21 protein-coding genes and 1 pseudogene are annotated in these 21,644 nt (G+C 57.7%); 17 read left to right on the top strand and 5 right to left on the bottom strand.

The window, feature by feature from the left end; genetic code table 11:
• Positions 1-22: 22 nt before the first annotated feature.
• From AC1Z3W_RS06035 to AC1Z3W_RS06025, 3 genes are all read right to left on the bottom strand, one after another.
• A complete protein-coding gene (locus AC1Z3W_RS06035; RefSeq protein ID WP_483507247.1) occupies positions 23-1,126 on the bottom strand; it encodes a porin in 1,104 nt (367 codons plus the stop codon).
• 92 nt (positions 1,127-1,218) lie between these two features.
• Positions 1,219-2,448 (bottom strand): MFS transporter, encoded by a 1,230-nt coding sequence (locus tag AC1Z3W_RS06030; protein WP_483507246.1) that lies wholly within the window; start codon positions 2,446-2,448, stop codon positions 1,219-1,221.
• 155 nt (positions 2,449-2,603) lie between these two features.
• Complete coding sequence (locus tag AC1Z3W_RS06025) at positions 2,604-3,530, bottom strand: LysR family transcriptional regulator (RefSeq protein ID WP_483507245.1); 927 nt, start codon at positions 3,528-3,530, stop codon at positions 2,604-2,606.
• A gap of 149 nt (positions 3,531-3,679) precedes the next feature.
• On the opposite strand from AC1Z3W_RS06025, the gene AC1Z3W_RS06020 reads away from it, so the two are divergent.
• From AC1Z3W_RS06020 to AC1Z3W_RS05960, 13 genes are all read left to right on the top strand, one after another.
• Positions 3,680-4,195: a VOC family protein gene (locus tag AC1Z3W_RS06020; protein ID WP_483507244.1), complete on the top strand. Its 516-nt coding sequence runs from the start codon at positions 3,680-3,682 to the stop codon at positions 4,193-4,195.
• Positions 4,196-4,260: 65 nt separating this feature from the next.
• Complete coding sequence (locus AC1Z3W_RS06015) at positions 4,261-5,232, top strand: SMP-30/gluconolactonase/LRE family protein (protein WP_483507243.1); 972 nt, start codon at positions 4,261-4,263, stop codon at positions 5,230-5,232.
• Positions 5,229-5,531, top strand: a complete 303-nt coding sequence (locus tag AC1Z3W_RS06010; RefSeq protein ID WP_483507242.1) for an antibiotic biosynthesis monooxygenase family protein — start codon at positions 5,229-5,231, stop codon at positions 5,529-5,531. The genes AC1Z3W_RS06015 and AC1Z3W_RS06010 overlap by 4 nt, the downstream gene beginning before the upstream one ends.
• A gap of 51 nt (positions 5,532-5,582) precedes the next feature.
• Positions 5,583-6,866 (top strand): histidinol dehydrogenase, encoded by a 1,284-nt coding sequence (hisD, locus tag AC1Z3W_RS06005; RefSeq protein ID WP_483507241.1) that lies wholly within the window; start codon positions 5,583-5,585, stop codon positions 6,864-6,866.
• 1 nt (position 6,867) lies between these two features.
• The gene (locus AC1Z3W_RS06000) at positions 6,868-7,638 is read left to right on the top strand and encodes an SDR family NAD(P)-dependent oxidoreductase (protein ID WP_483507240.1); all 771 of its coding nucleotides are present in this window, start codon (positions 6,868-6,870) and stop codon (positions 7,636-7,638) included.
• Between the two features lie 21 nt (positions 7,639-7,659).
• Complete coding sequence (locus AC1Z3W_RS05995; RefSeq protein WP_483507239.1) at positions 7,660-8,649, top strand: fumarylacetoacetate hydrolase family protein; 990 nt, start codon at positions 7,660-7,662, stop codon at positions 8,647-8,649.
• 55 nt (positions 8,650-8,704) lie between these two features.
• A complete protein-coding gene (locus tag AC1Z3W_RS05990) occupies positions 8,705-9,649 on the top strand; it encodes an NAD-dependent epimerase/dehydratase family protein (protein ID WP_483507238.1) in 945 nt (314 codons plus the stop codon).
• A 38-nt stretch (positions 9,650-9,687) separates the two neighbouring features.
• Positions 9,688-10,620, top strand: a complete 933-nt coding sequence (locus tag AC1Z3W_RS05985) for a VOC family protein (RefSeq protein ID WP_483507237.1) — start codon at positions 9,688-9,690, stop codon at positions 10,618-10,620.
• Positions 10,621-10,625: 5 nt separating this feature from the next.
• Positions 10,626-10,988 (top strand): Rieske (2Fe-2S) protein, encoded by a 363-nt coding sequence (locus tag AC1Z3W_RS05980; protein ID WP_483507236.1) that lies wholly within the window; start codon positions 10,626-10,628, stop codon positions 10,986-10,988.
• Positions 10,989-11,006: 18 nt separating this feature from the next.
• Positions 11,007-12,170 carry an alpha/beta hydrolase family protein gene (locus AC1Z3W_RS05975; RefSeq protein WP_483507235.1) on the top strand — a complete coding sequence of 388 codons (1,164 nt, stop codon included), beginning with the start codon at positions 11,007-11,009 and terminating at the stop codon, positions 12,168-12,170.
• 30 nt (positions 12,171-12,200) lie between these two features.
• Entirely contained in the window at positions 12,201-13,334 is a 1,134-nt protein-coding gene (locus AC1Z3W_RS05970) for an FAD-dependent oxidoreductase (RefSeq protein WP_483507234.1), read from the top strand.
• A gap of 14 nt (positions 13,335-13,348) precedes the next feature.
• Entirely contained in the window at positions 13,349-14,131 is a 783-nt protein-coding gene (locus tag AC1Z3W_RS05965; RefSeq protein ID WP_483507233.1) for an SDR family NAD(P)-dependent oxidoreductase, read from the top strand.
• Between the two features lie 17 nt (positions 14,132-14,148).
• Positions 14,149-14,691, top strand: a complete 543-nt coding sequence (locus AC1Z3W_RS05960) for a cupin domain-containing protein (RefSeq protein ID WP_483507232.1) — start codon at positions 14,149-14,151, stop codon at positions 14,689-14,691.
• A gap of 270 nt (positions 14,692-14,961) precedes the next feature.
• Here AC1Z3W_RS05960 and AC1Z3W_RS05955 read toward each other — a convergent pair.
• Positions 14,962-15,213: pseudogene (locus AC1Z3W_RS05955) on the bottom strand (transposase); the annotation flags it as partial.
• A 288-nt stretch (positions 15,214-15,501) separates the two neighbouring features.
• On the opposite strand from AC1Z3W_RS05955, the gene AC1Z3W_RS05950 reads away from it, so the two are divergent.
• From AC1Z3W_RS05950 to AC1Z3W_RS05935, 4 genes are all read left to right on the top strand, one after another.
• The gene (locus tag AC1Z3W_RS05950; RefSeq protein WP_483507231.1) at positions 15,502-16,863 is read left to right on the top strand and encodes an MFS transporter; all 1,362 of its coding nucleotides are present in this window, start codon (positions 15,502-15,504) and stop codon (positions 16,861-16,863) included.
• Between the two features lie 101 nt (positions 16,864-16,964).
• On the top strand, positions 16,965-17,987 hold the full coding sequence (locus AC1Z3W_RS05945; RefSeq protein ID WP_483507230.1) for a succinylglutamate desuccinylase/aspartoacylase family protein: 1,023 nt from the start codon (positions 16,965-16,967) through the stop codon (positions 17,985-17,987).
• A gap of 173 nt (positions 17,988-18,160) precedes the next feature.
• On the top strand, positions 18,161-18,595 hold the full coding sequence (locus tag AC1Z3W_RS05940; protein ID WP_483507229.1) for a MaoC family dehydratase: 435 nt from the start codon (positions 18,161-18,163) through the stop codon (positions 18,593-18,595).
• A gap of 375 nt (positions 18,596-18,970) precedes the next feature.
• Positions 18,971-20,260 carry a polyhydroxyalkanoate depolymerase gene (locus AC1Z3W_RS05935; RefSeq protein WP_483507228.1) on the top strand — a complete coding sequence of 430 codons (1,290 nt, stop codon included), beginning with the start codon at positions 18,971-18,973 and terminating at the stop codon, positions 20,258-20,260.
• Between the two features lie 325 nt (positions 20,261-20,585).
• Here AC1Z3W_RS05935 and AC1Z3W_RS05930 read toward each other — a convergent pair whose 3' ends face one another.
• A complete protein-coding gene (locus AC1Z3W_RS05930; protein WP_483507227.1) occupies positions 20,586-21,497 on the bottom strand; it encodes a LysR family transcriptional regulator in 912 nt (303 codons plus the stop codon).
• Between the last annotated feature and the right edge of the window lie 147 nt (positions 21,498-21,644).

Genomic DNA, 21,644 nt, shown 5'->3' with positions numbered 1-21,644 from the left:
TCGGGGCATGCGCTGTCGAGAATTAGAAGAACTTTCGCATGCCAACCGAGATTGCAAACTGGTGTTGGTTGGATGACGGCTGCAGATAGAGCAGCGCAGCCTTCTGTCCAGCACCCGATACACGTTCAAAAGCGGCATCAAGGTAAAGCAGCGTAGCCTTCGACAGCGAATACTTAATATTTGCATCGAAAATGTGCCAGCGCCCGCCCATCCCGACGGAATAGTCGTATCCCGCGCCGGCAATCAGCGCCGGTGTGATGTTGTACAGCGCTTCGACCTCCCCTGTCTGCAATTTCTCGACAGTGTTGAACGCTTTCATCCGTGTAAATGAGTACACGCCGACCAGCTGCAGGCGGCCAAACTTGTAGCTGATGTCAGAACTGGTCGTTGTGAGATTGTTGAGTGCGATACCACTCGTGGCAGTGGACGCCGCGGACTTACCAAAAGCCGATGGAAGTCCCATGTTCGCAGGGTTGATGGTAATGCCGTTTGCATTTTCCATCGTAGCTTGCGCCTGAAGTGGCCCGTTAATGTACTGCAACCTGAAACCGTAGGCGCGCCCGGTATTGGTTACAGGCGCGGCACTCGATCCAAAGCTGTACATTGCTCCAAACTGCAGGCCCTTGTACGAGGGACTATCGTATGCGACGGTATTGTTGAAAAACGACTGAACGGTAAGATCAAGGTTTCCGGGGTGGAAGCCGAAAATCATGCCGTTCGCACCGATATACGGCGCCACCTCAACTGCATACAAGCGGATACGACCCAACCTGATGGTGCCGAGATCGTCGCTCGCGAGTCCAACGTACGACTCCTTGGTAAAGAGCGCACCCCCTGCCGTGTTTCCGCCAATCCCCCCCGTATTGAGCTTGAAAGAGGACTCCAACTTGAAAATCGCGCGCGTTCCGCCGCCCAGATCCTCCCTTCCGGTCAGCCCCCAAGAGCTGGGAAGATCCACTCCGTTCGTCTGTGCAAAGCTACTGTGTCCGCCGAGATTGCTGAAGTACGTGATACCCGCGTCCAGCACGCCGTACAGCGTGACGTTTGACTGAGCATGCGACACGCAAGAAAAGAGAAGAATCCCGGAAGCACATGCTCCACGTACCGCATATTTCCTGCTCTTCATTTTGTCTCCAAACCACTATTCAAGTTTTTTTAATATATGGCCCGATGGGCTACGCAACACCTGACCATGCCAGCGACGGAGGTCCCCGTCCCTCAGTTGAAACTGAGCGCGTGTCTCCCAACCGACCCGAGAAGCGCCGCCACTGCAAGAGCAGTCAAGACGATGCCGCAGCCATGCACGACCAAAAACCGGGAGCCCCAATGCGAAACCATGGACATTACGATCAGGGGACTGCAGAAGTAGCCAATGAACTGGGTCGCAGTGAACGCACCCGTGCCGACCCCTCGCCGGGAAAATGGCAGTGAACGCAGCCCCCAGCTCACCAGCGCAGGAAGAATCACACCGCAGCCCACGCCGTTGATTGCGCCTCCAAGCGTCAGCAAGCTGAAGTCGCCCGCCGCTCCCATGCATATGAATCCGGCCGCGCAGAACAACGTACCCACCGCAAACTGTTGCAGGACGGAGAGTCTTGTTGAAAACAGCCATCCAAACAGAAGTGTCCCGACAATCACGCCCACGCTGTTGAGCGCGTATGCGATTCCCACCTGACTCGTGGAATGAACGCCGATTTCAACCACCATGTAGGACAGGTGTACCGGAACCACCATGAAGACCAGACCCACTGCAAACCCAACCAGACAGATCCGTGCGAGCAGCCATAAATTGAATGCCGGTTCGTCGTGCCGAACTTCGGCGTTCAGCGTTGTCGTTCGTTGAAGAGCCGCAGGCTCCCAGAGGAACAACTGTACGAGCGGGGCCAGGACCAACGGCAATGCATAGGCGACGAAAGGAGCGCGCCAGCCATACGAACCGAGCACACCACCCATGAGATTGAAGATGAAGGCCGACGTCGAGGCGACGGTTATCTGCAGCGAAGCATATCGATCGCGGCGTGCTCCGGTGAAATAATCGCCAATCAGGGAAGTACTCACGGTCATCGCAGCCGCTTCGGCAACCCCGACAAGCGCCCGGCTGGCAATGATCGTATAGATCGAATCGAGATACAGCGGCGCAGTGCCTGCTGCTGCGTAGAGGATCAGCGCATAAACAAGCACGCGCTTTCGGCCGAATTTATCGCTAAGCGCCCCAATGATCATCGCCAGCACACCGAGCACCAGCATCGGCACCGTTACGACCACAGGCACAAGCGTCTGAATCCCGGTAACCCCGGCGAAATACTGCTGCATCGCCGGCAATACGGGACCGATCACCGTCGGTGCCAAGGTACCGCAAATGACGGTGCCAAGAAGAATGAACGCGTGAAACGGTGTGGCTTCACGGATAGCCGGCGCCGATGCGCACCGGTCGGCCTGCACTTGCATATTCGTCTCCGATATTGTCGGCCCGTCGCATGAGCAATGCCGTTGTCGGTTTGCTCACGGCAATGGGCTGTTATCAAGTGAGACGTATGATTCCTGCAGTCAACGTACGACACAATCAGATTGTGTCGACACGACCGTTTGATGCTATCGGAAGATCAGTTCTGACTCGCTCGGCTGGCGCTCTTTTGTGCCTCCTCCAGCAACACACGGCGCATCCAGAGGTGCGCGGGATCATTGCTGTTGACCGCGTGCCACTGCATCACTTCGATAAGCGGTGGCAGATCCACCGGGAGCGGTAGCACTTTTAACGGCAAGTAGCGTGCGTAGATATGCGCGAGACGCGTGTGAACCGTTGCAACCCGCGTCGTGCCAACGACCAGTTGAGGCAGCGTGTTGAAATTGTTCGTCGTGACCTCGATCCTGCGCGATATTCCGAGATTCGCCATCATGAATCCTTCGACGCTCATGCTCCGGCTGATACCGAACATTGCGGCTATATGCCCGGCCTGACGGTACTGGTCGAGACTGAGCGTATCGCCGACCTCGGAATTGCCCTGCCATACGACGCAGCTGAAGGTCTCTTCGAACAGTGGTTGCGACGGATGGCTCGGATTGACGGATACGCTCGGATAGCAAACGAAATCGACCTCGGCACGTTCGAGTCTATCTGGCACGTCGTCGGTCATGTTTGCGATGTGCAGGGTAATCCCTGGCGCTTCTCGCTGTAGCCTCTGCACGACATCGACCAGCAGTACCGTCGTCAGGTAATCGGAGGCCAGGACGACAAAGTTCCGACGGGCCTGTGCGGGGTCGAATTCGAGCCGCGTGACGACGGTCGACTGGACACTCAACAATATGTCGCGCACGGGCTGTACCAGGCTTTTGCCGAGCGGGGTCAGTTCCATCCGCCGACCAATCTGCACGAGCAACGGGTCGTCAAAATAATCCCGCAGACGTCCCAGCGCGCTGCTGGTCGCCGACGCACCGATGTGCAAACGTTCGCTCGCCCTGCTCACGCTGCGGGTGTCCAGCAGCGCGTCCAGGGCGACGAGCAGATTCATGTCGAAGTGGCCAAGTTTCATTCCACCAGTCTCACATCGACCATCCGATGCCATCAATGCGTGCTTCCACTAATAATTGATGGTCTCGACATATGGATTCACCTACAGTGGCGGCATGTGATAACGCCGCGCTCTTTGAAAAGCGCGTGGTGACCAGATTGGAGACATACATGACCGCACTGATGTCGCCCCCCTCCTCGTCGCGAGAGTATTCATCAGGTCTGCATAAATCGAGTGGCCCGTTGCTACCGTGCTTGCGTCCTCACCATTTTGGCGTGAGTGTTCCCGATCTCGACGCCGCGATCCACTGGTACGAGCGCACTCTTGGTTTCGCACTCGAGTCTCGAGCAGTGATCGACAAGATTCCCGCAAAAGTCGCGTTCCTTCGTCGGGACGACTTCCGAATTGAACTGTTCGAGGTGCCGGGCGCTTCCCCGCTACCGCAAGACCGGCGGATGCCGAACCTGGATCTGCGTACGCATGGCAACAAGCATCTGTGTTTCGAAGTTCGTGAGGTCCCCCAGGCAGTTGCTGCTCTTCGTGCCGCAAATGTAGACATCGCCTTCGAGGTGGTTGTCGATGGCGCTCCCGTCGCATTCATCCGCGACGTCTGCGGAAATCTTATCGAACTGATCGAGCCTTTCCGCGCCGATCTCGCGACGAACACACCACCTCACTCGCTTTAAGCTCGCACATGACATCCTCACTCAATCCATTAGTCGGATGGCACGTAAACCGTGACGATATCGTCATGGTTGGTCGCGACCTTCGACGCCCCGAGTGCATTCTTGCCGAGACTGACGGTACGCTTTGGACGGCGGACGCCCGCGGCGGAGTAATGCGCATCTCTCCGGACGGCACCCAGGTGCTGATAGCGCAGAACTACAACGGAGCAGACACGACAGAAGCTTCCGCACCGGAACAGTTGGTGTTGGGCACAACGCTGCCGAACGGCATTGCGTTCGATCGGGATGGCAACTTCCTAATCGCAAACTTCGGGACCGATGCAATCGAACACATGTCCCGTCACGGCAACTCCCACACGCTTCATGACAATATTGACGGTGTGCCGCTCGGCAAAGCCAATTTTGTACTGACTGACTCGAAGAATCGCGTCTGGTTTACCGTTACGACTCGTCAAGTGCCGTGGACTCGCTCGATTAACGAGAAGACTGCCGATGGGTATGTAGGTTTGATCGACGGAAATGGAATTCGGATCGTTGCCGATGGATTCACGGGAACAAACGAAATCCGGCTGGACGCCAAAGAGGAATGGCTTTACGTCGTCGAAACGAATGCACGACGCATCTCGCGACTTCGTGTCGCCGACGACGGCTCGCTGAGCGACCGCGAAATATACGGCCCCCCTGATCTGGGTGGATTTCCCGACGGATTCGCCTTCGACGCGTTTGGCAATCTGTGGATCACCTTGATCCTCAACGAGAAGCTGATCGCTCTTACACCAGACGGCGAGATGCTCACTCTGCTCGACGACGGCAATCCTGCAGCGTTCGCGCGATACATGAAGCACTACGAGGAAGGCACGACCACCCCGGACTTGATGGGGGCGTGCGGTGGGACGCTGGCGCCCATGATGGCAAGCATTACATTCGGAGGTCCTGACCTTCGTACCGTCTACCTGGGCAGTCTTGCTGGAACGTCCTTGCCCAGTTTCCGCTCGCCGGTTGCAGGCCAACCTCTTGCGCATTGGGGGAAAAAATGATTCTCGAAATCGCGCACTTTCGCGTCTCCCCGAATGACAAGGCCGGGTTTGAGTCGGCGTTTCGACTCGCGCAAACCATCCTCGCCGGCATGCCAGGATACCTCCATCACGAGTTGTACCGGTGCATAGAAGTGGACAATGACTACCGCCTGCTTGTTCGATGGCAAACGGTTGAAGATCATACGATTGCTTTCCGCGAATCACAAAGCTTCGTCCGCTGGCGTGCTTTGCTCCAACCTTTTTTCGTGGCCCAGCCAACTGCGATGCATTATGACCACGTGACAGTCGCCTCGGTCTAGCCACTTGTCAAGTAAAAAACCATACCGAATATTTTTACATTAGGACTTCAAATGATTAACCAGCTCAAAAAAGGTCAAAGTTACCAGGTAAAGGCAGACAATCTGGCGCAGGTTCGTACGACTGTCGAAAAGATCATTGCTGACGTCGAACAACGCGGCGAGTCCGCAGTTCGCGAGTACTCCGAGCGCTTCGACAAGTGGAGCCCTTCCAACTTCCGCCTGTCCGCTGACGAAATTCAGGCCTGTATCGATGCGCTTTCGCCGCAAGCCATCGAGGACATCAAGTTTGCGCAGGCGCAGATTCGTCGCTTCGCCCAAGTCCAACTTCTGTCAATGCGGGACGTCGAAGTCGAAACGCTGCCTGGCGTCGTGCTGGGTCACAAGAACATCCCGGTCAATTCCGTCGGTTGCTACATTCCCGGTGGAAAGTACCCACTGCTCGCGTCGGCGCACATGAGCGTGCTGACTGCGAAGGTCGCCGGCGTCAAGCGCGTCATCGCATGCGCGCCACCGTTCGACGGCAAGCCTTCCCCTGAAATCATCGCCGCCATGGCCATGGCTGGAGCCGACGAGATCTACGTGATGGGCGGCGTCCAGGCGGTGGCAGCCATGGCGCTCGGCACCGAAAACATCTCCCCGGTCGACATGATCGTTGGTCCGGGCAACGCATTCGTCGCCGAGGCAAAGCGGCAATTGTACGGTCGCGTTGGCATTGACCTCTTCGCCGGCCCGACGGAAACCCTGGTCATCTGCGATGACTCGGTGGACGCAGAACTTGTCGCTGTCGATCTGCTCGGCCAGGCCGAACATGGTCCGACATCGCCCGCCTACTGCATCACGACCAGCAAGAAGATCGCCGCCGAACTGCCCGCGGCCATCGAAACCGTGCTCGCGCGCCTCGACACGGCGCCCGTCGCGAGCGTCGCGTGGCGTGACTATGGCGAAGTCATCCTGTGCGATACCGATGAAGAGATGCTGCAGGAAGCCGAGCGCCTGTGCTCCGAACACGTTCAGGTGATGACACGCAACCCCGACTGGTTCCTGCAACGGATGACCAACTACGGCGCGCTGTTCCTTGGCCATCGCACGAACGTCTCGTACGGCGACAAGGTGATCGGCACCAACCACACGCTGCCGACAATGGGCGCGGGCCGCTACACGGGCGGCCTGTGGGTCGGCAAGTTCATCAAGACACACAGCTATCAGCGCATCCTCACCGATGAAGCGTCGGTGCAGATCGGCGAGGTCTGTTCGCGTCTTTGCGCGCTCGAACACTTCTCGGGCCACAAGGAGCAGGCCGACATCCGCGTGCGCCGACTCGGCAAGCAGAACTGAGATGGCGACCCCGACCCACAACAGCAGCTCGACGCCTGTCGCCGTGGTCACCGGCGCAACCGGTGGCCTCGGCGCACTGATCTGTCACGCACTTGCGGACGCCGGCTTCGTCGTTGTCGCCGGCTATCGCACTTCCGCCGACGCGGCATATGCGCTCGTCGACAGTCTCGATGGCACGGGACACTGCGCGATGGCTGCCCCCGTCACGGACAGCGCGTCAATCCGACTGCTTGCCGAAACCGTTTCCACGCGTTACGGCCGCTGTGACGTGCTCGTGAACTGCGCAGGCACGACGCGGTTCGTTCCTCACGATGACCTCGAGGGAGTCGACGATGCGCTGATCGACGACGTGCTTGCCACCAACGTGCGCGGTCCGTTTGCAATGGTACGAGCGCTGCGGCCGCTGCTCGAAAAGAGTGACCTGGTGGGCGGCGGAGTCGTCGTCAATATCTCGTCGATCGCCGCGCAGACCGCCATGGGCAGCAACGTCATCTACTGCGCATCAAAGGCCGCAATTGACAACCTCACCAAATCGCTCGCGCGGACACTTGCACCTGCCATCCGCGTGCTGTCTGTCTCACCAGGGCTGGTCGACACGGAGTTCGTCAAATCAATGGATAGCGGGTGGCGCGACGATCAGGCAAACCGCACACCGCTTGGGCGCCTTGCGCAACCCGAGGAAATTGCTCACGCCGTACTCGTCGCAGTACGGGACATGCGGTTCTCGACAGGATGCGTACTGCCGGTAGACGGCGGTCGTCCATTGAAATAACGCACCAAGGAGACAGGAACAATGAAGCTGGCGTCATTGAAAACCGGCCATCCGGACGGCGAACTCATCGTCGTCTCGCGAGATCTCGCCTATGCCGTGCGCGCCGCCACGATCGCGCCCACGCTGCGGGCGGCTCTGGACGAATGGCCGTCTGTGCAACCGAAACTGCAACTGCTTTACGAGGCGCTCAATCGCGGCGAAGCCGCTGATGCATTCGACTTCGATCCACATGCATGTACCGCGCCATTGCCGCGAACCCATCAGTTTATCGACGCCTCCGCGTTCCTCAACCATGGCCGGATCATGACCCAGGCATATCACCCGGACAAGAAGAACGATCCTTCGATTCCAGTGCTGATTCAACGCCAGGGTGACGACTTCGCAGGGCCGCATGAAGACTATCCCTTCCCCGATGAAGATGACCAGTGCGACTTTGAAGGCGAGGTCGGTGTCATCCTTGCCGATACCCCGATGGGTACGCGGGCGGCCGATGCCCTCGACCATGTGCGTTTGCTGGTGATGTTCAATGACGTAAGCATGCGCAAGCACTTGTATCGGGAACTGGGACTAGGCTTCGGATTCATCCTTGCAAAGCCTGCGACGACCTTCGCTCCCGTCGCAGTGACGCCGGATGAGCTGGGCGATGCATGGCGTGACGGTCGCGTCCATCTGGACTTGCATGTAGAGCGGGATGGCGCAGTCTTCGGCCATCCGAACGGCCGGGAAATGAGTTTCGGTTTTCATGAACTGATCGAGTACATCGCTTACAACCGCAACCTGCGCACGGGCATGCTGCTCGGTTCCGGAACCTTCTCGAACGTCGATTACCGCACCGCAGGTTCCGCGTGTCTTGCGGAGAGACGAGCAATCGAAGCGCTTGACCATGGCGAGTCAACGACGCCGTGGATTCGCTTTGGGGAACGCTTGCGTTTCGAGATGTTCGACCATCAGGGACAGACCGTGTTTGGTGCGATCGACCAACGCTTCGTCAAGCCCGGAGCACAGGCATGAAGGTGCGCCATCAAAGCCGCTTCGGAACTCACCTGCATCTTGCGGGAGACGGACAATGACCCACGTCGTCGTTACTGGTGCTGACGGCTTTGTCGGGCGGGCGTTGGTCGAGCGTCTGCTGGCAAACGGACTGGGGGGGCAATCCATATCCAGGCTTACGCTGCTCGATGTTGCATTCAATGCCCAATACCATTCACCCAAAGTCCGGCTGCTCGCCGGGAGTATCGCCGATCGCTCGATGCGGGCGGCCGCATATGCCACGACCGTCGATGTCGTCTTCCACCTGGCAAGCATTCCCGGCGGAGCAGCCGAAAAGAACTATGAGCTCGGACGCACAATCAATCTGGACGCCACGCTTGGTCTCCTCGAAGATCTCCGCGGACAACCCCGAGTTCCGCGATTTGTTTTCGCAAGCACCGTCGCGGTTTATGGAGAGCAACTGCCAGCCGCGATCGATGAGTGCACGCTTCCCGCTCCTGCCCTCAGTTACGGCACACATAAGCTGATCGGCGAGTTGCTTGTCGCCGACGCGTCGCGTCTCGGCTGGGTCAATGGATGCTCGTTGCGTCTGCCCGGTGTGGTCGCACGCCCAGGTGACGGCGCCGGCTTGATGTCGGCGTTCATGAGCCAACTATTCTGGAAGCTTTCCGCTGGCGAACCGATCACCGTGCCGGTTTCCGCAGCGGGCATCGCGTGGTGGATTTCGGTCGGTGCGTGCGTGGACAACCTGCTCCACGCGGCGACCGTCGATCCCGAATTATTCGACAGTCGTCGCAGCTATCAGATGCCTGTTCTGCGGTTGACCGTCGCCCAGGTTGTCGACGCACTGGCCTCACGATTCGGCGCCGACCGAAAAGCGCTCGTCACCTATGCGCCCGACCCGTTCATCGAACGGCTCTTCGCCGCGTATCCGCCACTCTGGACGCAAGACGCCGAACGGCTCGGACTGCACCACGACGGTAACGTTGAACAACTCATCTCCCGGGCGCTGGCTCATTGACCGTCGCCCGGCAACATCGTATTGACTGGATTCGAAACATGAAAATCGTCGGATTGGAATACCTCGTCTTCGGCATTGATGACATGGAAGGGGCACGCGAGTACCTGCTTGACTACGGACTCGACGAAGCCGAATACGATCCCCTGAATGGCGGACTGTTCACGGCGCTCGACGGCACCGGCATCGTCATGCGCCGGTCAGACGACCCGGCGCTTCCGCCTCTGCCGCCCAAAGCGGCGACACCGAGCCTGCGGGAGACGGTCTACGGCGTGAAGGATGACGACGCACTGGAGACGATTCGCGTTCACCTCGCGGCGGAGCGCGCCGTACAGGTCGACGCGGACGGCACCGTTCACTGTCTCGATGACGCCGGCTTTGGCGTGGCTTTCATGGTGACCAGGCGCAACAAATACCAGGCTCGCTTCCTTGGCTTCAACGTTCCCGGGCAACCTCCGGGGCGAGCGCCGAACGATTGCGCCGCGAATCCGGACGAGGTCATCAAGCCCCGCACACTTTCGCACGTCGTCTACTTCGTCGAGGACGTGAAGAAGGCGGAGGCGTTCTACTCGCGCCTGGGATTCGTCGTAACGGATCGCTTCCGCAATCTCGGCCCCTTCATGCGCCCGGCCGGCACCCTCGAGCATCACACCCTTTTCATGATCGAAAGTCAGAACGATCACATGATCGGGTGCAATCACTTCACATTTCACCTCGGGTCGCCGAGCGAAGTCCTGCAGCACGGCTGGAATTTCGTGAAGAAAGGCTACAAGAGCTTCTGGGGGCCCGGCCGCCATATCTTCGGAAGCAACTATTTCTGGTACTTCAACAGTCCTTTTGGCGCGGTGATGGAATTCGATGCGGACATGGATCTGCATGACGAAACCTGGGTACCCCGAGAGTGCGATCCTGGTTCGGACAACTCGCAGATTTTTCTTTTCGACGCCCGCAACAAATGGGCTCCAGGCGAGTAAGGCAAATGGCGACTGCCCCCTGCGAGCGCATCCTTTGTGCGCTGGACGAAATCCCGGATGGCGAATCGCGCGGTCTTGCCCGTGAAGGCCTGGACGACAGGCTGTGTGTCATACGCCAGGGCAGCGAAGTGTTTGTCTGGCTCAATGACTGCCCGCACGAACACCGACCGATGGAGTACAGACAGGACAGGTTCCTGTCGGCTGACGGGAAGCACATTGTCTGCTATGCGCACTCGGCCCATTTCGATATCCGGACAGGCTTCTGTTTTGCCGGCCCGTGCGCCGGCCAGTCGTTGACAGGCGTGCCGGCGCGGATCGAGAACGGGAAAGTCTGGATATCGGCCGAGCTGCCGACAATCTTCGATTGACAAGGATACCGATACATCATGTTCCAATATTTTCCGACCAACTATGTCTGGAGTCTCTCGACGATGATTGCCCTCACGCATGGCGGCAACATCGGTGAGGTCGATGCCATGTGCGCCCCGCTGCGCGATGCCGCGCTGGCCGGCGACGATCCGGGAACCATCGCATTCTATGAAGCCTGGAAGGGTGGCGCAGACAACCTGGTCTCGCTTGCAGACGAAGACATCGCGCGAGGTCATTCACTCTCGGCGGGTGAAAAGTACGGCCGGGCCGGTTTGTACTATGGCATTGCCGAGCGGATGCAAGCGCACGGATTTGCGAACAGGCTCGAAATCTATAAGCGTTCGCTCGAGCTCTTCGAACTGGGTCGCACGCTCGCACGCGAAAACTGTACTCGGGTCGAGATTCCGTACCAGGACGGGCATCTCTCGGCGCTTTACGTGCGTGCCGAAGGTCTTGTACCGGGCGCCCGTGCGCCAGTCGTCGTCGTGATGAACGGGCTGGATTCGACCAAGGAGATGCTGCAAATGAGCACGATGGGGACGATGTTCCCGAGGCGCGGCCTGTCCGCCCTTTTCGTTGACCAGCCGGGCACTGGCGAAGCGCTTCGTCTGCACGGCCTGCCGGCCGTCCACGACACGGAAGTCTGGGCTACGCCGATCGTGGACTGGCTGGAGACCCAGCCGGAAGTCGATCCCAAACGTATCGGCGCACTAGGTGTGTCGTTGGGGGGGTACTACTGCCCTCGCGCTGTCGCGTTCGAACCTCGTTTCGCCTGCGGCGCTGTCTGGGGTGCGAACCACGACTGGCGCGAAGTTCAACAAGCGCGGTTGAAACGCGAGGGCGAGAACCCCGTTCCTCACTACTGGAAACATGTCCAGTGGGTGTTCGGCGCAAAGGACATGAGCGAATTCCTCGAGAAGGCGTCCGCCATGCACCTGAATGGCATCCTCGATCGCATTCGCGTGCCATTTCTGGTCACGCACGGCGAGAACGACCGTCAGATTCCTCTCAAATACGCCCACGAGACATTCGAACAATTGACCAATTGCCCGAAAAAAGACTTGTTCATTTTCACGTCTCGCGAAGGCGGTGTCGAACACAGCTCGCTTGATAACCCCCTGAATGCAGGCAACCAGATCGCAGACTGGCTCGCAGAGCAACTCGGCGGCACGGTCGTATAAGCCAATCAAATCATAAAGTGGAGACGCAGCATGTCCTTAGTCAACAGGGTTCTCATCGTCGGCGGCGGAATCGGTGGGATGAGCGCAGCCATTCTTCTGAGAAGACAAGGCGTCCTTGTCGATCTCGTCGAAGTCAATCCTCAATGGGCACCTGATGGTGCGGGGATCACGATCAGTGGCCCTACCCTGCGCGCCCTTCGAGAAGTCGGCGTCGTCGATGAGGTGCTTCGACTGGGTGGTTCATGGAGCGGCGTCGATATCTGTGATTGCGATGGCAATGTCAAGATGACGGTGCCAATCGCTCCCGCAGTCGGAGCCGAAGATCTGCCCGGCGGCGCCGGGATCATGCGCACCAAGCTTGCCGAGATTCTCGGCAGCGCCACCCGCGACGCCGGTACCCACGTTCGTCTCGGCGTCGCCGTCGCATCACTCGTACAGGATGACGAAGGTGTCGCGGTCACTTTCTCGGACGACACGCGCGGTCGCTACGACCTGGTTGTCGGTGCCGACGGCGTCAACTCGACCGTTCGCAAATTCGTGCTGCCCGACTTTCCTGGCCCGCAATTCACCGGGCAAGGATCATGGCGCGCCGTCGTACCCCGAGTTCGCGAAAACTCCACGATATATATGGGGAAAACGACCAAGGCCGGCATGAATCCCATCAGTGCGGACAAATGCTACCTGTTCGTGCTCGACAAGCGATCGGATCTGGATTTTATTTCGCCGGATCAATGGCCACGCATGCTGGCCGACCTTCTGGAAGAGTTCGGCGGGGCAATCGGCGAATTCCGAAAAGGGCTTCTGGACGGATCCCTGAAAGACCACCGCATCTTGTACCGCCCGCTTGCCGGCCATATGATCCCGACCCCGTGGCACAAGGGGCGAATTGTCCTGCTTGGAGACGCCGTTCACGCCACGACACCACATCTCGCTTCCGGAGCCGGAATCGCCGTTGAAGCGGCGATCGTACTAGCCGAGGAACTGCAACGTCGACGCTATCTGGAGGGTGCTCTGGCAGCCTACGCGGGTCGCCAGTATGACCGCGCATGTCTTGTCGTCACGGCGTCCGCCCGTATGGGAAAAATTGAGCAGAACGGTGGATCGCTGGACGAGCATACACGCATCATGATGGAAGCACAGGCCGCGCTGCGTGTTCCGCTTTAAGGAGGCTGGCCGTCGTGAAGCTACTCGAGAAATATTTCGGTCTGCAAGGCAAGGTCGTTCTTGTGACGGGGGCAACGAAAGGTATTGGACGCGCAATGGTCGACGCCTTTGCTGGCGCAGGGGCGACACTTGTCGTCTCCAGCAACGAGACCGAGGCGATCACCGCACTGGCATCTGAACTCAAAGCCCGCGGCACCGAGGCAAGCGCTCTGTTATGCGACGTGTCAAAGTGCGAAGAACTTGAGGAACTCGTCGCGAGAACACTGCGGCAATACGGGAAGATCGACGTTCTCGTCTGCAATGCCGGGATCCCCGGGCCTGCCGGGCCCATGAGTGCGGCCACCCAGGATGAGGTTGACGCACTGTTCCGCATCAATCTGCATCATCCCCGTCTTCTCAGTGGCATGGTTGCGCCGAATATGGCGAATCATGGGGGCGGGAGCATCATCCTCACAGCAAGCATTGCGGGTATCAGAGGTAACAAGAACGTCGGACTGTATGGGCTAACCAAAGCGGCGCTTGCCCAGTTGGCAAGGAATCTCGCCGTTGAGTGGGGTCCGCAAAACGTTCGCGCAAATGCGATCTCGCCCGGGCTCATTTCAACTGAGTGGGCGTCTTCAATTCTCTCCAATGCCGACGCATCGGCACGTCGACTCGGGCTTACCCCTCTGCGTCGCGTCGGCGAACCATGGGAGATTGCCGCCACTGCACTCTTTCTTGCCTCTCAAGGCGCAGGGTTCATTACGGGTCAAAATATCATCGTTGACGGCGGAACCGTCATATCTGACGGGAACTGACACGGCCGGAGGGCCTTTTGAAACACAATTTCCGAAGAGTGGTTACGGGGCACGACATCGCCAATCAGGCGCTCATCGTGTCGGACGGGGCACCGCTACGCGTCTATGACGACCTGGGACAAGACGGCCTGATCCTCTATGAGGTCTGGCACACGTCACAAACACCGGCGTTCATCGATCGACGTGGCGATGAACCATCTGAGCAGTCGCTGACCCTGCTTCCCCCACGCGGGGGAACTCGTGTGAGGGTACTCGATATCCCGCCTGATCAGCCAAGTGATGACTACGAGAAGGTCTTCGCAAAAATGGGCGGAAGCGATGTCCACCGAGGATCCGCATCGTCCCCTCACCCTAACATGCATCGAACGGAAACAATCGACTACGGCATCGTACTTCACGGCGAAATCACACTTATCCTGGACCACGGCGAATCCGTGCTGCGTGCAGGCGACGTCGTTGTTCAACTCGGAACCAATCATGCGTGGTCAAATCGTTCCAGCACCACATGCAGAATGGCGTTCGTCCTCGTCGATGGCATTTTTGAGGAGAGTCTGAAATAGGCTTACTAAAATTTATTCACACCCGCCCAATAACTCACCATCTTTATTATCGGAATAAGAAGCGCATTTCTCTCACTTCATTACTAAAAAAGAATAATTCAAACCGGAGCTGGGTAGGAGCGCACTGACGAATCACGCTCTACCGAGCGGCACCAATAAAGCGGACGGGACATGCCAAACAATGCTCAGGTCTTAGTCAAACTAGTTCTATAGCGATCGCTCAATTTATCGATCAACATGCGTCGTCGGGCAGGCTACAAGCTATTCCGCAATTGCGTCCTGCAGCATGGCCTTGTTCAAACTCAGGTTTACCGCAGGCCGCCCCAGCTTCGCGTTTTCCTCTTCAAATTGTTGCAATCGGCGCAAATCAGAAGCTCCCATCCTTCCGAAGTTCTTCTTCCAGTTGTAGAGCATCGCCTCCCTAATTCCGAGCTTGCGACAGATCTCTTCGACCTTCGTGCACGGCTCTGCTTGCTTCGGTGCAAATGCGATCTTTTCTTCAGTAAATTTCCTCGTCTTCATGGCATGGCCTTCGTATCCAGTCGGACACACCCCAGCAGCACCCATGAGCCAGATCTGACTCGCCACAGCCGGCCATCCGTGGCCGAGTCCGCAGCGAACCGGATATTTCCGGTCGATCCGAGGTACGGCGTCGCGCTACATATGCCAGGCGAGCATAGCTGCAGCACAAATTCGGTATTTGCGACCGTTTTTTGACATCCATACATTCGATTCAGTGCTTGCCACTCAGAACACTGTTATCTGACTGCAATTTTGTCTAATCAAAACTCTTCTATTCGAGGTAGCACAATGGAACCTCTTCAAGGAAGTAGAAGCGCCACGCATCACGGCACGTACGCGAACGGCACCAACCGAATGTCCCCCGCGACAAGGGAAACGACACGTCCTGTCATTGCTGCCACAGTGGGATGTATGCTCGAGTGGTACGACTTCGCCATCTATGGCTATTTTGCAGTGGTCATATCGCGACTGTTCTTTCCCAATCACTCTGAAGTTGTATCGCTTCTTCTCAGTGTCGCGACCTTCGGCGTCGGATTCGCGATGCGTCCCATCGGGGCGCTGGTATTCGGAACCATCGCAGATCGACAAGGACGTCGGGTCGCACTCAGTTGGACAGTGATTACCATGGTTCTTGGGACATTCCTCATGGTGGTCACGCCGACCTATTCGAGCGTTGGTATCCTGGCGCCAATCATCGTGGTAATCGCTCGACTAATTCAGGGCTTTTCGGCTGGTGGCGAAATGGGATCGGCTCTCTCCTATCTGGTCGAGTATGCACCACGAGAACGCAAGTTCCTCTTTGCGAGTTTTCAGCAGATCACGCAGTTGTTGGCGCTTCTGATTGGCTCGCTCGTTGGGGCTGCCGTCAACGGACTTCTGGAAGCTGATGCCATCGAGGCATGGGGATGGAGAGTACCGTTCGTTCTCGGCCTGATCATCGCGCCTGTCGGATGGTACATCCGCAATAAGACGGAAGAGCCCCCTGCATTCGCCGAGATACTCGAACAACGCAAAGTCGGCAACGCCACGGGCAATACGCTCGCGCCACCGTCCCCGTGGAGCACCCTGACGGATCATCCGCGCGAAACTCTGGGAGGGTTCTGCATCACAATTCTTTGGACTGTCAGTACGTACTTCTTTCTGGTTTTCATGCCGACGTATGCCGTCAGGCAACTGCACATATCTCCGAGCCACTCACTTGTAAGTAACTCGGTGAGCCTGCTGGTTGCTGTAGTTGCAACGCCCTGCTTCGCGTCGCTTGCCGATAAGCATGGTGCGTTGAAGCTACTGAGAACCGGAGCGCTTGCAATCCTGATTCTTGTCTATCCGGCTCTGAGCATTCTGGTCCAATACCAATCTTTCGAAACACTACTCGTGGTACAGGCCGCCTTTGCCGTCGCTATTGCTTCCTTTACTGGGCCGGCGGGTGGCGCACTCGCGAGCCTTTTTCCGGACGGCAACCGGTCTATTGGCGTCTCAATCGCCTACAACTTCGCCGTGACCCTATTCGGCGGCTTCGCACCGTTCATTTCCACGTGGTTGATTCAGACATCAGGGAATAGCCTGGCGCCGGCGTTCTACGTGATCGTCGCAGGACTTGCGGCATTCATCGGCTGCCAACTGGCCTCCCCGAATCTTTCCAGGTCATAGCGGGTCAAGGTAATGCCAAAGAGCCTAGAAACTTCTTCTTCGGACACTGCATCTTCGTTCGGTTTCGATGCGCACCAGTAATTGCTTTGGAGACGACATCAATGGATTCAACAGTAGATTTTGAAGTGGATGGCACCCAACTCGGTCACCTCCGGGTTCCACATTCTGTTCACAGATCGGCATATGGCCATATTGCCATCCCGATTGCCGTCCTAAAGAATGGGACTGGTCCGACTGTTCTGCTCACTGGCGGAGTGCACGGCGACGAGTACGAAGGTCCGGTCGCATTGTCCAAGTTCGTCCAGAAAGTTCGCCTTGAGGAAATCCAAGGCAGAATCATCGTGCTGCCAGCCTTGAACTATCCGGCGTTCATGGGTGCGTCACGTGTTTCGCCCATCGACGGAATCAACCTGAACCGAACGTTTCCTGGACGCAAAGATGGCAGCGTGACCGAGGTCATCGCCGACTACGTGACACGCGTTCTTTTGCCGTTTGCCGATTTCGTATTTGATGTGCACGCCGGCGGAAGCTCTCTGCAGTATCTGCCGACCGTACTGTCGGCACTTCCGGACAAGAGCGAGGCTGGGCAACAGATCTCGGACATTATCACTGCGATGGCGCCCGAGCGAATTGTCTATTTTGACGGTGACCGCGCCCTGAGTGGTGAAGATCGCGTGATCGGCAATTACGCAACGAAGAACGGCGCCGTCTATTTATGTGGAGAGTTCGGCGGTGGCTCCACAGTCAATCCTGATGGCCTTCGCATGGTCGAACACTGTATCTCGCGCTTTCTTATGCACATCGGTGCTTTAAGCACGGCCGGCGCGATGCAATATGTTGGTACGTCACAAGTGCTCGACCGGCCCGTTAGCACCCAGTCATACTCCATGGACGAGCCAGGTCTCTTTCTGTATGCGCGGCGACCCGGATTTTTCGCCCCGACCTTCCGATTGGGAGACACGGTGCAGGAAGGTCAGATTGCTGGGCACATTTATGATAATGCGGACTTCTGGACAGCACCTACCACTGTCACCTTTGAGCGTGGTGGCCTAGTGGTATGTCAACGCACGTTTGCGCAGGTCGAGCCCGGCGACTGCTTGGGACATCTGGCACAACCTTGTTAGAGCTTCCACCGGCACAGTGCAATCGGAGTGATTCCGTCGCTCGACTAACACTTAGACGCATTCCTGGGCTACAGGCCGGCGGGGCACACCGCTTTGGGCGCAGCACTTTGCGATATTCAGAAACCTCTCATCTGAATGCAGGTCGGCAAGGACTTCAATTTCAAGGAGAAGCGATGAACCAGATGAACGGATACGACTACGAGGACCTCGAACCGGGGATGAGTGCAACCTTCGCGAAAACCATCACCGAGGCCGACATCGTCTTGTTTGCCGCGGCGTCGGGCGACAACAATGCCATGCATATCAATGAGGAGTTTGCACGCACCACGCAGTTCGAAGGGCGCATCGCGCACGGGATGCTGACCGCCAGCGTGATTTCGGCAGCAATCGCCGGCCGCCTACCCGGCCCCGGGACCGTGTACTTGAGCCAGAACGTGCGATTCCGTGCACCTGTCAGGCCAGGCGATACCGTCCACGCCACGGTATCGATAAAGGAGTTGTTTCCGGATAAGCGGCGCGTGTCGCTGTCCACCGTCTGCACCGTGAACGGAAAGGTCGTCGTAGACGGTGACGCCATGGTGATGCCGACCTCCTCGCGAGCGCGTTAGGCATAACCATACATCGCATATTTCGGTCAGCATGAGATGAACCACGCAGTTGGTCAACAGCAAGACCGAGTTTGTACTCGGGGCCAGCGGTCACATTGCCGGCGTCATCAATCCAGCTTCCAGGAACAAGCGCAATTACTGGGCCGGCGGCGAACTGTCAGAAAACGCTGACCCGTGGCTCAGCACCGCCAGCGCAATACCGGGCAGCTGGTGGACTCACTGGAGCAAATGGGTGCGGCACCATTCAGGCAAGCAGCTACCGGCACCTTCCCGGCTAGGCAATGACAAGTTTCCCCCGGTCGAACCTGCACCAGGTCGCTACGTAAAGGTGCGATCCGACTGACACGGTCTGGATTTAGTCATCAAGAGACGAACATGCTTTACCACTCATTTGAAATGCAGCGTGGCCTCCTTCATCCATGGACGGCTTTGGCCGAGGCGGTGGCGCAGAACTTTGTCAATCCGCTGAGTCCGCTGTCTATGTTGCCGGGCGCCCAGCATGCGGCGGCAAGTTTCCAGCTGATGTACAGACTCGGCAAAGCCTATGAAAAACCGGAGTTCGGCATCCGATCTGTCTATTCACATGATCGGGAGATTCCGGTGACCGAGCAAGCTGTCATCAGTAAACCATTTTGCAACTTGATTGGCTTCCAACGGTACTCGGACGATGCGAACATCGTTGCGGCACTGAAGAATGAACCGGTGGTGCTCCTCTGCGCACCGCTGTCCGGGCATCATGCCACGCTGCTACGCGACACCGTCAGCACCTTGCTGTCCGACCACCAAGTCTACGTGACGGACTGGGTCGATGCGCGCATGGTGCCGACGTCTCAAGGTGACTTCTCCTTGTCTGACTACGTCAGCTACATCCAGGAATTCATTCGCCACGTCGGCGCAGATAGGCTCCATGTCATTTCGATTTGCCAATCGACAGTTCCAGTTCTCGCAGCGATCTCACTGCTCGCTTCGGCGCATGAGAAGACACCACGGACAATGACGATGATGGGCGGACCAATCGACGCGCAGAGGAGCCCGACCGCGGTCAACTCGCTGGCAGTCAGGAAGAGCTTCCAATGGTTCAGGGACAATGTCATCTATACAGTGCCCAAGAACTATCCGGGGCATGGGCGCAAGGTTTATCCGGGCTTCCTGCAACACGGGGGATTTGTGGCGATGAATCCGAATCGGCATCTGACTTCACACTACGAGTACTACCGCAGTCTTGTCGCCGGTGACGCCGACAAGGCGGAGGCTCATGTCCGCTTCTACGATGAGTACAATGCTGTGTTGGATATGGATGCGGCGTATTACCTGCAAACAATTCGCGAGGTCTTCCAGGAATTCCGTCTTGCCAAGGGAATCTGGGAAATCGACGGAAACCCGGTGCGCCCACAGGACATCATGTCGACCGCCCTGCATACGGTCGAGGGTGACCTGGACGACATCTCAGGCAGTGGCCAGACCGAAGCCGCTCACGCGCTGTGCGTCGGCATTCCCGAGGCACGCAAGATCCATTTTACGGCGCCGAATTGCGGGCACTATGGCGTCTTCTCGGGCAGAACCTGGCGCAACGTGATCTATCCGCGTGTGCGTGAATTCATTCGGAAGCACGACTCGGAGCAGCACTGTTTGGCCACGGAGTTGACCGAGGCCAATCATCACTGAAGCCGAGCCGAGCACATGACTGGCATGAATCGACGGCGGGTGTCGGCGAACCTGAGAGAATACAAGACGACGGGCGGCCAACCAGATGACTCCTCGCGCGTGGCAGTCGTCTCGTCGCCGATTCGTGTGGTTCTCGACAGGGGAAGCCTCCCAGCAGCGGCCGTGGAAAGATGTGCCGGGACGGTGACCACACATGCGCCACGTCCGGTGTCTATATTCGTTTCGAAGCGCACGCCGACATACACGATACGTTCCTCTAACTCGGCTTCCGTATGGCCTACGGAAAAATCTTGCAGCGAAACAAGCGGTCTTCACAGGACCGTCTCTAATCGGACTCATCGTCTTCCGACATGGCAGCACGCGCCGCCTCGATGAATCGCGCCAACAGCACGTTGGAATTATCTCGCCTCCAGACAATCTCCAGCTCGAATTCAGTCCCTGCATCCGTCAGGGAATACACTGTCACATCATCCGACACATGTTTTCTGTAGGACTCCGGTACGATTGCACACCCGAGGCCAGCAATAACCAGACCCAACATGGTCGACATATCTGCTACGGTGTGTTTAATTGTCGGCCGAAATGAGGCACCGTGAAAGAGGTTCGACACGGCGTCAAACGATGACGGAGAACATTCTCGCGGGAACATCATGAACGGCTCCCGACAGAAATCACGCAAGGGATGTGCCCTATCCGGTGCATACCGCGACGCGATAGACCTTGGCACGGCGACCGCCCATCGGTCGCGGAAGACGGTAAACCCTTCAAATCCGGGGTCAAGTTTCGGGCGCCATGTCAGAATGCCGACATCGAGTTGCCCCAGACGGAGATTTTCCAGTTGCTCCACTGACATCTGAGGCCCAAGATGGATCGTCAGCCCAGGGCCAACGTCCGCCAGCTTATCGAATATCTTCCGCACAATGGGTAGCCAACTATAGTTACTGACAACTCCAACATGCAACTCACCCGACAGCCCCATTTTGAAGCTTGCCATTCTGTCTGTTAGATCGCGAACAGAGTCTAGAACGCGAGTCGCACACGCGATGAGCTCTACGCCCGCGTCCGTCAGCGTGACCCCCCTCGTATTGCGCACGAATAGCTCCGTCCCGATCTGCTCTTCCAGCGCGTGCATGTGTCGCGACAGCGCCGGCTGCGCTATATGCAGCCGACGAGACGCCGCTGCGACACTTCCTTCTTCTGCGATTGTTAGAAAGTAGCGGAACTGACGAAGGTCCATGACATCACCTCTGAAATTTCGACACAAGGGCTTAGTGTCTGCGCAATATGGTAGTGATCACCAGTGCAGACTCCCGACACCCTTGCTTTCAGGGCGCAGTTCGCTCCCGTTTGAGGATTGCGACGTCCGCAACGGCAACCAATCTCG

The sequence above is a fragment of the Burkholderia sp. 10_S31 genome (assembly GCF_056930375.1).
The sequence above is the reverse complement of the archived record's forward strand: the minus strand, read 5'-3'. Positions and strand labels throughout refer to the sequence as shown.